This is a genomic window from Phenylobacterium sp., from assembly GCF_046291545.1.
In the GTDB taxonomy this organism is placed as follows: domain Bacteria; phylum Pseudomonadota; class Alphaproteobacteria; order Caulobacterales; family Caulobacteraceae; genus Phenylobacterium.
The window spans coordinates 102776-115993 of the sequence record NZ_JBKBSM010000008.1; the positions used below are offsets into that span (position 1 = coordinate 102776).

A 13218-nucleotide genomic window follows, 5' to 3' on the forward strand; every position below is an offset into this window, starting at 1 on the left:
CGCGGCAATCGCCGAGCCATCGTTCTATTGCTTCTACAGGTATATGCCGCCCCGTCAGGCGCGGGGCCGGCGGGCGTCCCATGCGTGACGGTGTGCGGGACAGGGAGCTCCCAGGTTTGTTTCGAAGGCACTTCTTCCTCGTCAGCGCGCTGGCGGTTCTGATCCTGATGGTCGTGGCCGGCGGGCTGAAGTTCGTGTTGGGCGCGGGCGGCGAGGGGGGCGGCGCGCCTCCCGGCAAGGGCGGCGGAGGCCGCGGCATGGGCGGTCCCGCCCAGGTCTCGGTCGTCACCGTGCAGCCGCGCACCTTCGTGGATTCGATCGAGGTGCTGGGCGTGGCCAAAGGGCGCCAGTCGGTGACCCTGACCGCGGCGACCACCCAGCTTGTGGAGCGGGTGAACATCCGCGACGGCGAGCACGTGCCGAAGGGCGCGGTGCTGGTGGAGCTGAAGGCGACCGAGCAGACGGCGGCGCTCGCCCAGGCCGAAGCACAGATGATCGAGGCCAGGCGCGCCTTCGAGCGGTGGAAGACGCTGGGCGAGAAGGGCTTCGCCTCCAAGGCCTCCATCGACCAGTACGAGGCGGCCTATCTGTCGGCCAAGGCGGACGTGGACGCGGCCCGGGCCCGCCAGGGCGACCGCGTGATCCGCGCGCCGTTCTCCGGCGTGGTCGGCCTGAGCGACATCGCGCCAGGCGCCCTGATCAATCCCGGCGCGGCGATCGTGACGCTGGACGACCTCAGCATGATCCGCGTCGATTTTCCGGTGCCCGAGCGTTACATCGCCGGTCTGCACGAAGGCCAGAGCATCACCGCCACGGTGGACGCCTTCCCCGGCGAGACGATCACCGGCCGCATCGCCACCCTGGACACCCGGGTCGACGAGACCACCCGCGCCATGACCGCCCGCGCCGAGTTTCCCAATCCCGGCCAGCGGCTGAAGCCGGGCATGCTGTTCCGGGTGGCGATCGCCCGCGGCCAGCGGCAGACCACGGCGGCGCCGGAATCGGCCCTCTCGGTGGAGGGCGACGCCTCCTTCGTCTACCTGGTCGCCGACCGCGACGGCCAGACGGTGGCCGAGCAGCGGCCGGTGGTGACCGGCGCCCGCCATGACGGTTTCGTGGAGCTGCGCGAGGGCGTGGCGGCGGGCGACCGCATCGTCGCCGACGGGCTGAACAAGGTGACGCCCGGCCAGCCGATCGAGGTGGCCGGGGCGAGCCGCGCCGGGCAGGGAGGGGGCGCCGGCCGTCCCCGGCCGTCCGCATGATGCTGTCCGACATCTCCGTCCGCCGGCCGGTGTTCGCCGCGGTGGCGGCGATCATCCTGTGCGTGGTCGGCATCGCCTCCTTCGGCACCCTGTCGGTGCGCGAGCTGCCCAGCGTCGACCCGCCGGTGGTGTCGATCTCCACCACCTACCGCGGGGCCTCGGCCGAGGTGGTCGAGGAGCGGATCACCGAGGTCATCGAGCGCCAGGTCGCCGGCATCCAGGGCATCGACCGCGTGAATTCCTCATCGCGGGACGGGGTGTCGCGGATCAACGTGTCCTTCACCCTGGACCGGGATCTCGACGCCGCGGCCAACGACGTGCGCGACGCCGTCTCGCGGGTGACCTCGCAACTGCCCGACGAGGCCGAACCGCCGGAAATCGCCAAGGCCGACGCCGACTCCCAGCCGATCGTCTTCCTGAGCTTCTCCTCGGACCGGCTGAACCGGATGGAGCTGTCGGACTACGCCCAGCGCTATCTGGTCGAGCGGTTCTCCACGGTGCCCGGCGTGGCCGCGGTGCGCGTCGCCGGCAGCCAGCTGTTTTCCATGCGGATCTGGCTGGACCCGGAGGCCATGGCGGCGCGCGGCATCACCGTGGACGACGTCAAGACCGCCCTGACGACCCAGAACCTGGAGCTGCCCGCCGGTTCGCTGGAGGCGCCGAGCAAGGACTTCACCATCCGCGTGGCGCGGGGCTATTCCACGCCCGCCGAATTCGCGCGCCTGCCCGTGCGCCCCTCCAATTCGACCGCGCCGGCCGACGCCTATGTGACCCGCCTGGGGGACATCGCCCGGGTGGAGGAGGCGCCGGACGAGCATCGGCGCATCTTCCGCTCCGACGGGGTCGACCAGGTCGGCATCGCCATCACCCGCCAGTCCCAGGCCAATGACCTGGAGATCTCCAGGGGCGTGCGCGAGGCGCTGCCGGAGATCAACCGCGCCCTGCCGCCGGGCACGGAGCTGAAGGTGGCGGTGGACTTCACGACCTTCACAGCCGAGGCGATCCACGAGGTGTGGATCACCATGGGCATCTCGCTGGTGCTGGTCGCCCTGGTGAACTTCATCTTCCTGGGCACCTGGCGGGCGGCGCTGATCCCCTCGATCGTCGCGCCGATCTGCATCCTGTCGACCTTCATCGTCCTGGCCCCGCTGGGCTTTTCCATCAATCTCCTGACGCTCCTGGCCCTGGTGCTGGCGATCGGCCTTGTGGTCGACGACGCCATCGTGGTGGTGGAGAACATCCAGCGCCGGATTGACGACGGCGAGCCGCCGCCGGTGGGCGCCGAGCGCGGCGCGCGCCAGGTGTTCTTCGCCGTGGTGGCGACCACCGTGGTGCTGATCTCGGTGTTCGCGCCGCTGATGTTCATGCCAGGCTATATCGGCCGGCTGTTCGTGGAGCTGGCGGTGGCGATCGCCGCGGCGGTGTTCTTCTCGGCGCTCCTGGCGCTGAGCCTGTCGCCGATGCTGGCCTCCAAGCTGCTGCGCCCGGCCCACGGGGAGGGCTTCATCGCCCGCCGGGTGGATACGGCCATGGGGGCTCTGCGGCAGTCCTACCGCGCCTCCCTGGACGCCATGCTCGGCAAGCGCGTGGCGACCTTCGCCGCGGCCGGCCTGGTCTCGGTGCTGGCCGTGGCGGCCACGGGGCTGTTCCTGATCCTGCCGCAGGAGCTCGTGCCCAACGAGGACCGCGGACGGGTGGACTTCAACATCCAGGGGCCCGAGGGGGCCGGCTTCGACTACACCCAGGCGATCAGCCGCAAGGTCGAGGCCCGGCTGATGGAGCTGCTGAAGGACGGCACGATCAGCCGCTACGTCATCTCCAGCCCGCGCTTCGGGAACACCCAGTACAACACCGCCGGCGGCAACGTGACGGTTTCGGAGGACAGCGAGGTGCGCTCGCAGGAGCTGGCGGCCCAGCTGAACCGCGAGTTCTCCTCGATCACCGGCGCGCGGGTCATCGCCTCGGTGCGGCCGAGCCTGCAGCGCGGCGGCGGCGGGGGCAGCAGCGTCGATCTGATCGTCGTGGGCAACGAGTATCCGGAGATCGCCAAGGCGATCGCGCCCCTGCTGCGGGCGGCCGAGGCCAATCCCGGCATGTCCCGCGCGCGCCTGGACTATGAGCCCACCTCCCCGCGGGTGCTGGTCGACGTGGACCGGGAGAAGGCGGCCGCCCTGGGCGTGACGGCCCAGTCGGTGGGCTCGGCCCTGGAGACCATGTTCGGCTCCAGCCAGGTGACGACCTACATCCGGCGCGGCCAGGAATACGACGTGATCCTGCAGACGGACCGGGAGCGGCGCCAGACCGAGGACGACCTCGGCAAGCTCTACGTGCGCGCCAAGTCCGGCGAGCTGGTGCCGCTGGCGGCGCTGGTGACCACCAAGGTGCGCGGCGACACGCCCGACCGCTCGCGGGTCGACCGGCTGCGTTCGATCACCCTCAGCGTGCAGCTCAATCCTGGCTACACCACCGGCGAGGCGGTGCAGTTCTTCGAGGCCGAGCTGGCCAAGCAGCCCGGGGTGAGCGTCAAGTGGGGCGGCCTGGCGCGGGACTACCTGGAGGCCGGCGGCGCGGTGGCCGTGGCCTTCGGCCTGGCGCTGATCCTGGTGTTCCTGGTGCTGGCCGCCCAGTTCGAAAGCTGGATCCACCCGGGCGTGATCATGCTGACGGTGCCGGTGGCGGCGCTGGGCGGCCTGTTCGGCCTGTTCATCGTCGGCTCGACGATCAACACCTACAGCCAGATCGGGCTGATCATCCTGGTGGGCATCGCCGCCAAGAACGGCATCCTGATCGTGGAGTTCGCCAACCAACTGCGCGACGAGGGGCTCTCGATCCGCGAGGCGGTGATCGAATCGGCGGCGCTGCGCCTGCGGCCGATCATCATGACCTCGATCTCGGCGGCGGCGGGGGCGATCCCGCTGATCGTGTGGGGCGGGGCGGGCGGCGAGGCGCGCAAGACGATCGGGGTGGTGATCTTCTGCGGGGCGATCTTCTCGACCCTGCTGACCCTCTTCATCGTGCCGGTGTTCTACAACCTCTTGGCCCGCTTCACGAAGTCGCCCATGCACATGGCCCGGCGGATCGAGGCCTTCGAGGAGGCCGAGCAGGCGCGGGCCGCCAACGCCGCAGAATAGGACGGCGCGGCGGCCCTGCAGGCTCAGTGCGGCTTATAGCCGGTCTCGACCTTGAGGTAGGCGATCAGGTCGACGCGGTCCTTCTCTTCCTTCAGGCCGGGGACGGGCGGCATCTTCGTGCCGGGCAGGAAGGTCGCGGGATTGGTCAGCCACTGGTCCAGCTTCTCGGCGTCCCAGGTGAAGCCGGCGTTCTTCACGGCGTCGGAGTAGTTGAACTTCTCCACCGAGCCGGCCTGGCGGCCGAACACGCCGTAGAGGTTCGGGCCGGTCATGTTCGGTCCGCCCTCGGTGATGGTGTGGCAGGAGCGGCAGAGGCCGAACTTGCGGCGGCCGTTCTCCAGGTCGCCGGTGTTGTAGGGCGCGGGCAGGGCCGCGAGGAGTTCGGCCTTCTCCGCCTCGCTGGGGCCCTCGGCGGCGGCGGGCGCCGCAGCGGGCGCCGCCGCTGCGGGCGTGCTGGGTGCGGCCTGTCCGTCGCCCGAAGAGGCTGGCTTCTGGCCGCAGCCGGTGAGCGCGGCGGCAAGCGCGGCCGCCGCGGAGATCGTCATGAGAACACGCATTTACTGGTCCAACGCCCCTTGTGATGCGAATGCGCGCGCAAGCTAGAGCAAACGTCCGGCGCGTTGAAACTGACATTGCTCAAGGCGCGCGCGAATTAAGCGCCATGTCCCGATTTCTTGTGGCGATTGCGGCGCTCAGCGGCGCGAGCGCAGGGACTGGACGATCAGGCGGTCGAGCGCCTGCAGGAAGGCCGAGCGGTCGGCCCGGCTGAAGGGGGCGGGACCGCCGGTGACTTCCCCGAAGGAGCGCAGGTGCTCCATCAGGGCGCGCTTGGCCAGGGCCGCGCCGATGGAGTCCGGCGTGAACGGCTTGCCAGTCGGCGAGAGGGCGAGGCCGCCGGCCTTCAGCGTGCGGTCGGCCAGCGCGATGTCGGAGGTGACGACGACGTCGCCCGGGGCCACGCGCGAGGCGATCCAGTCGTCGGCGGCGTCGGGACCGGCCTCGACGACCACCCGCTCGATGCGGGGGGAGGCGGGAACCATGAGGAAGGCGTTGGCGACGACCCAGGTCTTCAGGCCGTGCCGCAGGGCGACCTTGTAGACCTCGTCCTTCACGGGGCAGGCGTCGGCGTCGACGAAGACCTCGGGCGCGCGGGATGCGCTCACTCGGCGGCGGCGATCATCTTGCGCCCTTCGGCGGCTTCACCCCGCCGCAGCCGGCGCGCCACCCAGGCGAAGAGGCGCACGCAACGGGCCCGATCCGCCGAGGCCATGTAGTAGGCGAGGGTGAGGCCGACGAAAGCGACCATCAGCCAGTAGGACGGGACCTGGGCCATCAGCGCCAGGGCCGCCATCAGGCCGATGAACAGCGAGGTCGCCGACAGGAGGGCCACCACCACCGACGGGCGCAGGCCCCCGTCCAGCATCATGTGGTGCAGGTGGTTGCGGTCGGCGGCGAAGGGCGAGCGGCCCTTGGACATGCGCCGGATCATCACGGCCAGGCAGTCGATGATCGGCGGGGCGATCAGGAACGGCGCGAGCGCCGGCGTGACCGGATGGTTCTCGTTCTGGGTGAGACGGAAGCAGGCCCAGGCGATCGCCAGCCCCAGGAACTCGGCCCCGGCGTCGCCGAGGAAGACCCCGGCGCGGGAGCGCCAGGGCGTGCGCATGTTGAAGGCCAGGAAGGCCAGGACCGCCCCCAGCAGCAGGACCAGCCCGTGCGAGAGGCGCACATTGCCCGAATAGACCGCGGCCGAGGTGAGCATGACCAGGGCGCAGACGGTCATCGCCCCGGCCAATCCATCGACGCCGTCGGCCATGTTGAGGGCGTTGATGATGCCGACGGTGGCGATCACGGTGAGCGGCATGGAAAGGGCGCCGAGTTCGCTGAACTGAACGCCGAACATCGGCCCCAGATGTTCGATGCGCACGTCGCCCACATAGACGAGGACGAGCGCGGCCGAGGCCTGGGCGAGCAGGCGATAGGGCCAGCGAAGGTCCACGAGGTCGTCGATGATGCCGGCGGCCACCACGATCAGGGCGGCGAGCCCGAAGCCGACCACCCGCGGCGTCGGCTCGAAGGTGAAGACGGCGGCGGGCAGCGCGCCCAGGACGATCGCCAGCCCGCCGATCAGCGGGGTCGGCACGGCGTGAATCTTACGACCGCCGGGGCGATCGACCCAGCCGAGGAGCCGGGCCACGGGCTTTAGCGTCACAACCAGAAGGATTGTGGCGACAAACGCTGTGATGGACGCCACCAAAGAGTGGCTCCACAAGCCCTGCCAGGCCTGATCCATACGCCACCTGCACCTTCGCGGATCGCGAAACTGATATCCCCAAAGCCTCCGCCGCACGTGCGCACGCCCGCCGGAAGCGGGCCAACTTAAGAGTTCCTTAAGGAGAAAGGCAAGGCGGAACCGGCCTTCAGGCGATCTTTGAACGCCGTTCGGTGAATCCGGGATGCGCTCGCTCGGCTTCGTGCGCTAAGTTTGGGCGCCGCACTGCGGCGATGACATGATCTCGCCCGCAATCGCGTGATCAACTTGTTGGGCCGGTTGACCATAGCGTCTATCAAGCATGCAGCTGATCGAGTAGGAAGGCGAGCCCTGCGTCATGACCTCGCGCTTAAGTTGGGTTTTCGAGGACGGCGGACAGGCTCCAGTGCGGGGGCGTCAGTGATCTTGCAGCGGGTCTTCTTGCGCCGGCCGCTCACCCTGGCGCTCGTGGCGGCGACCTTGGCCGGCTGTGCGGGCGGGGGAGGCGGGCAGAGCACCATAGGCTCCCTGCCGCCGCCGGACCCGACTCCGGCGCCGGTGTCGGTGCAGGGCGACTACCGAATCGGGCCGCTGGACACGCTGGAGATCTCGGTCTTCCAGGTCGAAAACCTCGGCCGCACGATGCAGGTGGACTCCAACGGTCAGATCGACTTTCCGCTGATCGGGCCGGTGACCGCTGCCGGCAAGACCACTCGCCAGCTCGCCGCGGAGATGTCGGCGCGCCTTGGGCGCAGCTACCTGCAGGCGCCGCACGTCAGCGTCTTCGTTCGCCAGTCGGTGAGCCGGCGATTCACCGTCGAGGGCGCTGTGCAGCGTCCCGGCGTCTTCGACATCACCGGTCAGATGACGCTGCTGCAGGCGATCGCCACCGCCCAGGGGGTCGATCCGGCCGCCAACATCCGCCAGATCGTGGTGTTCCGGACGGTGGAGCAGCGTCGGATGGCGGCGATCGCCGACCTGGCGGACATCCGCACGGGCCGCGCCCCCGATCCTGAAATCTACCCCGGCGACGTGATCGTCGTGCCCTCGTCTGGCTCGCGGCGGGTGGTGCGGGCCATCATCGGCGCGACGCCGATCTTCACCCTGTTCGGCCTGAGACCCTGAGGGCGGCCATGATTCCTGCGACATCCAACGCCATGGGAACCACGCGATGAGCCCGGACGAAGGCGAAGCCGGCCGGCACGAGCCGGTGCCGGCGCTATCGGCCAAGCTTGGCGGCCAATCCCTGCGGCGGGCCGACCCGCGGGCCGCCCAGGTCTTCACCATGCCGGTGGAGGACGACGAGGACGAGGGCGAAGGCGCGCTCAACCTCCTGCACTACTGGCACATCCTGCTGAAGTGGCGCTGGGTCGTGGCCGGCTGTGCGGTGCTGGGCCTGGCGGCGGGGTTCCTGGCGACCCTGCTGACCACCCCGATCTACCGGGCCTCCACCACCCTGCAGATCGACCACGAGCCGGCCAAGATCGTGGCGGTGGAGAGCGCCCAGGCGCCGGACAGCTACGGCAGCGAGGAGTTCTACCAGACCCAGTACGGCCTGCTGAAAAGCCGGTCCCTGGCCGAGCGGGTGGTGGCCAATCTGAACCTCGCCTACGACGAAGACTTCATGGACCAGGCCGGGTCGATGACGAAGGACGGCGACGCCGGCGCCGCGGCTGCGGCTGCGCCGCGGACGGCGGCCGAGCGCAAGGCGCGGGCCGAGCGGGCCGCAGGCATCGTCATGTCGGGCCTGACGGTCGAGCCCGTGCAGCGCTCGCGCCTGGTGAAGGTGAGCTACGACAGCCCCAACCCGCAGATCGCCGCCAAGATCGCCAATGCGGTCGCCGACAACTTCATCTCGCAGAACCTGGAGCGGCGCTACGAAGCCTCGTCCTACGCGCGCAAGTTCCTGGAAGGCCGGCTCAACCAGATCCGCGAGCGGCTGGAGGAATCGGAGCGCCAGCTGGTGGCCTATGCGGCGTCCAACCAGCTCGTGACGGTGGCTCCGGACACCACCCTGACCGGAGAGGGCGCCGAATCGGCGGCGCCGGCCCGCTCCCTAGCGGAGACGGACCTGGCCTCGATCAACTCGGCCCTCGCCCAGGCGATCAGCGTGCGCATCCAGGCCGAGCAGCGCTGGCGCCAGGCGCAGCTCACCCCGGACATGTCGCTGCCGGAAGTCCAGGCCAGTTCGACGGTGATGAACCTGCAGGGCCAGCGCGCCACCCTGGCGGCGGAGTACCAGCAGAACCTGCGCACCTATAAGCCCGACTATCCGACGATGGTCGACCTGAAGGCCCGGATCGACGCCATCGACCGGCAGATCGCGGCCCAGGCCCAGGCCATCAAGGGCGCCCTGCGCAACCAGTACGAGGTGGCCCTGCGCCAGGAGCAGTCGCTGGCCGGCGCGGTTCAGCAGAGCAAGGGCGAGGTGCTGGACCAGCGCTCGCGCAGCATCCAATACAACATCATCCAACGCGAGGTGGACACCAACCGCAGCCTCTATGACGGCCTTCTCCAGCGCTACAAGGAGATCGGCGTCGCCGGCGGCATCGGCACCAATAACGTGGCCGTCGTCGACCGGGCGACCGTGCCCGGCGGGGCGATCAAGCCGCAGCCGCTGAAGAACCTCGTCACCTTCTGCGCCGCGGGCCTGCTGGCCGGCGCGCTCCTGGCCTTCCTGCTCGAGCAGTTCGACCTGTCGATCAAGACGCCGGACGAGATCGAGAAGGTGCTGGGCCTGCCGCTGCTGGGCGCCATTCCGGTCGCCACGCGCGACGTCTCGTCCTATCGGGCCATCGGCGATCCGAAGTCGGTGCTGTCGGAAGCCTACTATTCGGTGCGGACCTCCCTGAAGTTCTCAACGCCCAACGGCGTGCCGCACGTGCTGCTGATCACCAGCGCCGGGCCGGGAGAGGGCAAGACCACCTCGGCGCTGGCGGTGGCTACGACCTTCGCGCGCATCGGCATGCGGGTGCTGTTGATCGACGGCGACCTGCGCGATCCCTCGCTGCACAAAATCCTGGCCCGCGACAACGGCGTGGGCCTGAGCAATCTGCTGGCGGGCGGACCGGAACTGACGCCGGCGCTGCAGCCGACCGACCAGCCGAACCTGACCTTCCTGGCCTGCGGCCCGCTTCCGCCCAACCCGAGCGAGCTGCTGGGCAGCGAGAAGATGCGCAACTTCCTGGACGCGGCCCGCGACCACTTCGACCTGGTGGTGATCGACGGGCCGCCGGTGCTGGGGCTGGCCGATGCGCCGCTGCTGTCCAGCATGGTCAACGGCACGGCCTTCGTGGTCGAGGCGGGACGGACCAAGCGCGAAGTCGCCAAGGGCGCGATCAAGCGGCTGCGGCTGGTGGAATCCCACCTCGTCGGCGTCGTCCTGACCAAGTTCGACATGAAGAAGGCGGGCTATCGCTACGGCCACGCCTACGGCTACGGATATGGCTACGGCTACGGGTTCGACTACGGCGCCTCGCCGCAGCCGGGCGCCTCGCGGCTGCGCCTGTCCAGGGCCGCGCGCATGTTCGGCCGCGGGCGCTGAGGCCGATGCGCGAGGCGCGGCGGGAACCGGCGGCGTGAGCGGGACGCTGTGAGCGGGGCGGGGGGCGCCCGGCTGGCGTTGGCCGGCTCGATGCTGGCGATCGCCGCCGCTCTCGCCTGGCTGTGCCTGCGCACGGCCATATCCGGCGCCTACGCCGAGACCGATCCCGCCCGGGCGCTGCGCTGGGACCCGGCCAACCCGCAGGCCCTGACCGCCCTGGCCGTCGCCACGGCGAACGCCGGCGACAGCGACGCGGCTTTCGACCGGGCCGCCCGCCTGGCCCGACGCGCGCTGACCCTGGCTCCGCTGGACTCCTCGGCCCTGCGGGTCCTGGCGCTGGACGCCGAGCGCCACGGCCAGGAGGCGCGCGCTGCGGCCCTGATGGGCGAGGTCAGCCGGCGCACCCGCCGCGACAGCCTCGCCCAGGCCTGGATGATGAACCGGGCCTTCGAGGGCCGCCGCTATGCGCAAGGCTTCGAATATGCGGCGGCGATCATGCAGCGGGCGCCGGAGTGGGGCGAGACGATCTTCCCCGCCATGACCGCCACCTTCGGCGACCCGGCCTCGCGCCCGGCGCTGCGGGCGACGCTGGCGACGGGGCCCGAGTGGCGGCGGATGTTCCTGGCCGAGCTGGTCGCCGAGGCGCCGGACGTGGCCGCGCTCCGCGGGTTCTTCGAAAGCTTCCGGACGGCCCAGGCGCCGCTCACCGACCAGGAGGCGGGCCTTCTGATCGGCCGGCTGATCGCCGAGGGGCGCTATGGCGCTGCGCAGGAGGCCTGGCGGGTCCTGTCCGGCCAGGCGGCGCGCAGCGACAGGCTGGTCTACGACGGCGACTTCCGCGGCGCGCCGGGGGCCCCGCCGTTCAACTGGGGGCTGGCGTCGGACGCTTCGGCCGTGGCCGAGCGGGTGCAGGCGCCGGACGGCGAGCCGGCGCTCTACGTGCGCTTTCCGCTCAGCGAACCCTCGCCGCTGGCGGAGGAACTGCTGGTGCTGGCGCCGGGGGAGTACGTTCTGTCCGGCAGGGTCCTGTTCGGCGAGAGGCGAGCAGAGCGGTTGAACTGGCGCATCCAGTGCGCCGACGGGGAGGCGATCGAACTGCCGGCGGCGACCGAGACGCCGCAGGGCGGGGGATGGAGCGCCTTCGAGATTCCGTTCACCGTGCCGGCGCAGAACTGCCCCGGACAGTGGCTGCAGCTCGGCAGCCAGGCGCAGGACGATTTCGGCATGGCGGAGGCGTGGTTCGCCGCCATCGACGTGCGGCCGCAAGGCTAGGGACGGCGAGGGGGCGTGGGCGCTTGAACGAGGCTTACGAGGACGACGGCTGGGCCCCCACGCCCCTGGCGGTGGAGGCGGCGACGGCGCTGTTCGTGCTGACGGCGCTGGTCGCGGGCGGCAGCAGCTCGAGCCCGCTGATGGTCGGCGTGGTGCGGCTGGCGGCGATCCCGGTGCTGGCGATGGCGCTCTGGCGCGCCTCGACGTGGCCGCCGGCGCGCGGCTGGATCTGGCCGATGCTGCTGCTGGTTGCGGCGGCAGCGCTCACGCTGGCGCAACTGGTTCCGCTGCCGCCGCAGGTGTGGAGCGCCCTACCGGGACGGGAACTCGTGGCCGAAGGATACGCCACGGCGGGGCTGGCCCTGCCGGTCCTGCCGATCAGCCTTGCGCCCCAGGCGACCCTTTCGGCCCTCCTGGGCCTGTTGCCGCCGGCGGCCGCATTCGCGGCCGTGTTGGGACTGGACGAGGCGGCGCGGCGTCGGCTGATGCTGCTGGTGGCGGCCGTGGCGCTGACCTCTATCGGCCTTGGCATGCTGCAGATGGCGGGCGGGGAACGCAGCGGTCTTCGCCTGTACGACGTCACCAACCTGGACTCGGCGGTCGGCTTCTTCGCCAACCGCAACCATCAGGCCTCGTTCCTGGTGGCGGCGATCCCCCTGGCCGCCGCCCTGGCCGCCAGTCTCGGGCGGCGGCGCTCACGCACGGCCTTCATGTCGATCCTCGCGGTCAGCGTGGTCGTGGTGCTGATCGTCGGGGTGGCGGTGACGCGTTCCCGGGCCGGCGTGGCGCTGCTGGTCCCGGCCTTCGCCGGCGCGCTGGCGATCACCTTGCGGGGGCGGCCGCGGCGCAAGGGGCTGCAGGGGCTGTGGCCGGTGCTGGCCATGGGCGGGGCGATCGTGCTCGGCGGGGCGCTGGTGGCGGTGTTCAGCTTCACGCCCCTGGCCCAGCGCTTCGCCGCGCCGGAGGAGACGCGGCCCCGCATCGCCGCCCAGGTGCTGGACGCCGGGTTCGACTACGCCCCGTTCGGCAGCGGCGTCGGCTCGTTCGCCCCCGTCTATCGCATCCACGAGCCTGCACAGCGCCTGTTGCCGGCCTTCGTGAACCACGCGCACAACGACTATGCCGAGATCTGGCTGGAGGCGAGCTGGCCTGGCCTGGCGCTGGTGGCCGGCTTCCTCGCCTGGTGGGCCGGCGCGGTGTTCGCCGTCGCGCGCGACTGGCGCGCGCAGGGACGCGGGTTGCAGCTCGCCGGGGCGAGCGTCACCGGCATCTACCTCCTGCATTCGCTGGCGGACTATCCGCTGCGCACGCCCGCGGCCTCGGTGCTGTTCGCCCTGGCCTGCGGCCTGATGATCGCCCCGGCCTGGGTCCTGGAGCACGAGCCGCCCCCGGGCGAGGACGAGGAGCTCTAGCCCGCCGCGGGCCGGACGATGCAGTTGCGGCCGGCCTGGCGCATGCGGTCACAGAAGCGGCGCGCCTCATCGTTGGAGCGGAAGCCGGCGACGAGGGTGCGGTAGAGGGTGCGCTCGCCCACCTGCACCATCTCCATTTCCATGTGCCGAAGGCCGATGTCGTCGGCGAACTGGCGCCGGACGGCGGCCCATTCGCCTTCCGCCGCCTGGACCGAAGGCGCGGCGGCGATCTGGACCCGCGCCCCGCCGGAGGAGGCCGGGGCGGCGGGTGCGGCCGCCGCGGGCGGCGGCTGTGCGGCGGCTGGCTTGGCCGGCGGTGCGGCGGCCGGGGCGCTGGACGCCGGCG

Annotated in this window: 10 protein-coding genes; 6 read left to right on the forward strand and 4 right to left on the reverse strand. The window is 71.0% G+C overall.

Annotated elements, in window-relative coordinates:
• The first annotated feature begins 116 nt into the window (after positions 1–116).
• Positions 117–1262, forward strand: coding sequence for an efflux RND transporter periplasmic adaptor subunit (locus tag ACK4YQ_RS15735; protein WP_409612528.1), 1146 nt, complete (start codon positions 117–119; stop codon positions 1260–1262).
• Positions 1262–4393 (forward strand): efflux RND transporter permease subunit, encoded by a 3132-nt coding sequence (locus ACK4YQ_RS15740; RefSeq protein WP_409612544.1) that lies wholly within the window; start codon positions 1262–1264, stop codon positions 4391–4393. The genes ACK4YQ_RS15735 and ACK4YQ_RS15740 overlap by 1 nt, the downstream gene beginning before the upstream one ends.
• A 23-nt stretch (positions 4394–4416) precedes the next feature.
• Here the strand turns inward: ACK4YQ_RS15740 and ACK4YQ_RS15745 are convergent, their stop codons facing one another.
• The 3 genes from ACK4YQ_RS15745 to ACK4YQ_RS15755 all read right to left on the reverse strand — a co-directional run bounded on the left by ACK4YQ_RS15745 (position 4417) and on the right by ACK4YQ_RS15755 (position 6536).
• On the reverse strand, positions 4417–4950 hold the full coding sequence (locus ACK4YQ_RS15745; RefSeq protein ID WP_409612530.1) for a c-type cytochrome: 534 nt from the start codon (positions 4948–4950) through the stop codon (positions 4417–4419).
• Positions 4951–5085: 135 nt separating this feature from the next.
• The gene (locus tag ACK4YQ_RS15750) at positions 5086–5556 is read right to left on the reverse strand and encodes a YaiI/YqxD family protein (protein ID WP_409612531.1); all 471 of its coding nucleotides are present in this window, start codon (positions 5554–5556) and stop codon (positions 5086–5088) included.
• Complete coding sequence (locus ACK4YQ_RS15755; RefSeq protein WP_409612533.1) at positions 5553–6536, reverse strand: MraY family glycosyltransferase; 984 nt, start codon at positions 6534–6536, stop codon at positions 5553–5555. The genes ACK4YQ_RS15750 and ACK4YQ_RS15755 overlap by 4 nt, the downstream gene beginning before the upstream one ends.
• Positions 6537–7070: 534 nt before the next feature.
• On the opposite strand from ACK4YQ_RS15755, the gene ACK4YQ_RS15760 reads away from it, so the two are divergent.
• The 4 genes from ACK4YQ_RS15760 to ACK4YQ_RS15775 are packed head-to-tail and all read left to right on the forward strand — an operon-like array spanning position 7071 to position 12872.
• Complete coding sequence (locus ACK4YQ_RS15760; RefSeq protein WP_409612534.1) at positions 7071–7769, forward strand: polysaccharide biosynthesis/export family protein; 699 nt, start codon at positions 7071–7073, stop codon at positions 7767–7769.
• A 46-nt stretch (positions 7770–7815) separates the two neighbouring features.
• The gene (locus ACK4YQ_RS15765; RefSeq protein WP_409612536.1) at positions 7816–10188 is read left to right on the forward strand and encodes a GumC family protein; all 2373 of its coding nucleotides are present in this window, start codon (positions 7816–7818) and stop codon (positions 10186–10188) included.
• Between the two features lie 48 nt (positions 10189–10236).
• Positions 10237–11460: a hypothetical protein gene (locus ACK4YQ_RS15770; protein ID WP_409612537.1), complete on the forward strand. Its 1224-nt coding sequence runs from the start codon at positions 10237–10239 to the stop codon at positions 11458–11460.
• A gap of 23 nt (positions 11461–11483) precedes the next feature.
• Positions 11484–12872, forward strand: coding sequence for an O-antigen ligase family protein (locus ACK4YQ_RS15775; protein WP_409612539.1), 1389 nt, complete (start codon positions 11484–11486; stop codon positions 12870–12872).
• Here the strand turns inward: ACK4YQ_RS15775 and ACK4YQ_RS15780 are convergent.
• Positions 12869–13218: SPOR domain-containing protein (locus ACK4YQ_RS15780; protein WP_409612541.1), on the reverse strand; the 350-nt coding region annotated here is incomplete at its 5' end. The genes ACK4YQ_RS15775 and ACK4YQ_RS15780 overlap by 4 nt on opposite strands.

Bases quoted from the DNA above. Each gene is read 5' to 3' on its own strand.
- ACK4YQ_RS15765 (WP_409612536.1), top strand. From the start codon at position 7,816: ATGAGCCCGGACGAAGGCGAAGCCGGCCGGCACGAGCCGGTGCCGGCG.
- ACK4YQ_RS15740 (WP_409612544.1), top strand. From the start codon at position 1,262: ATGCTGTCCGACATCTCCGTCCGCCGGCCGGTGTTCGCCGCGGTGGCG.
- ACK4YQ_RS15745 (WP_409612530.1), bottom strand. From the start codon at position 4,950: ATGCGTGTTCTCATGACGATCTCCGCGGCGGCCGCGCTTGCCGCCGCG.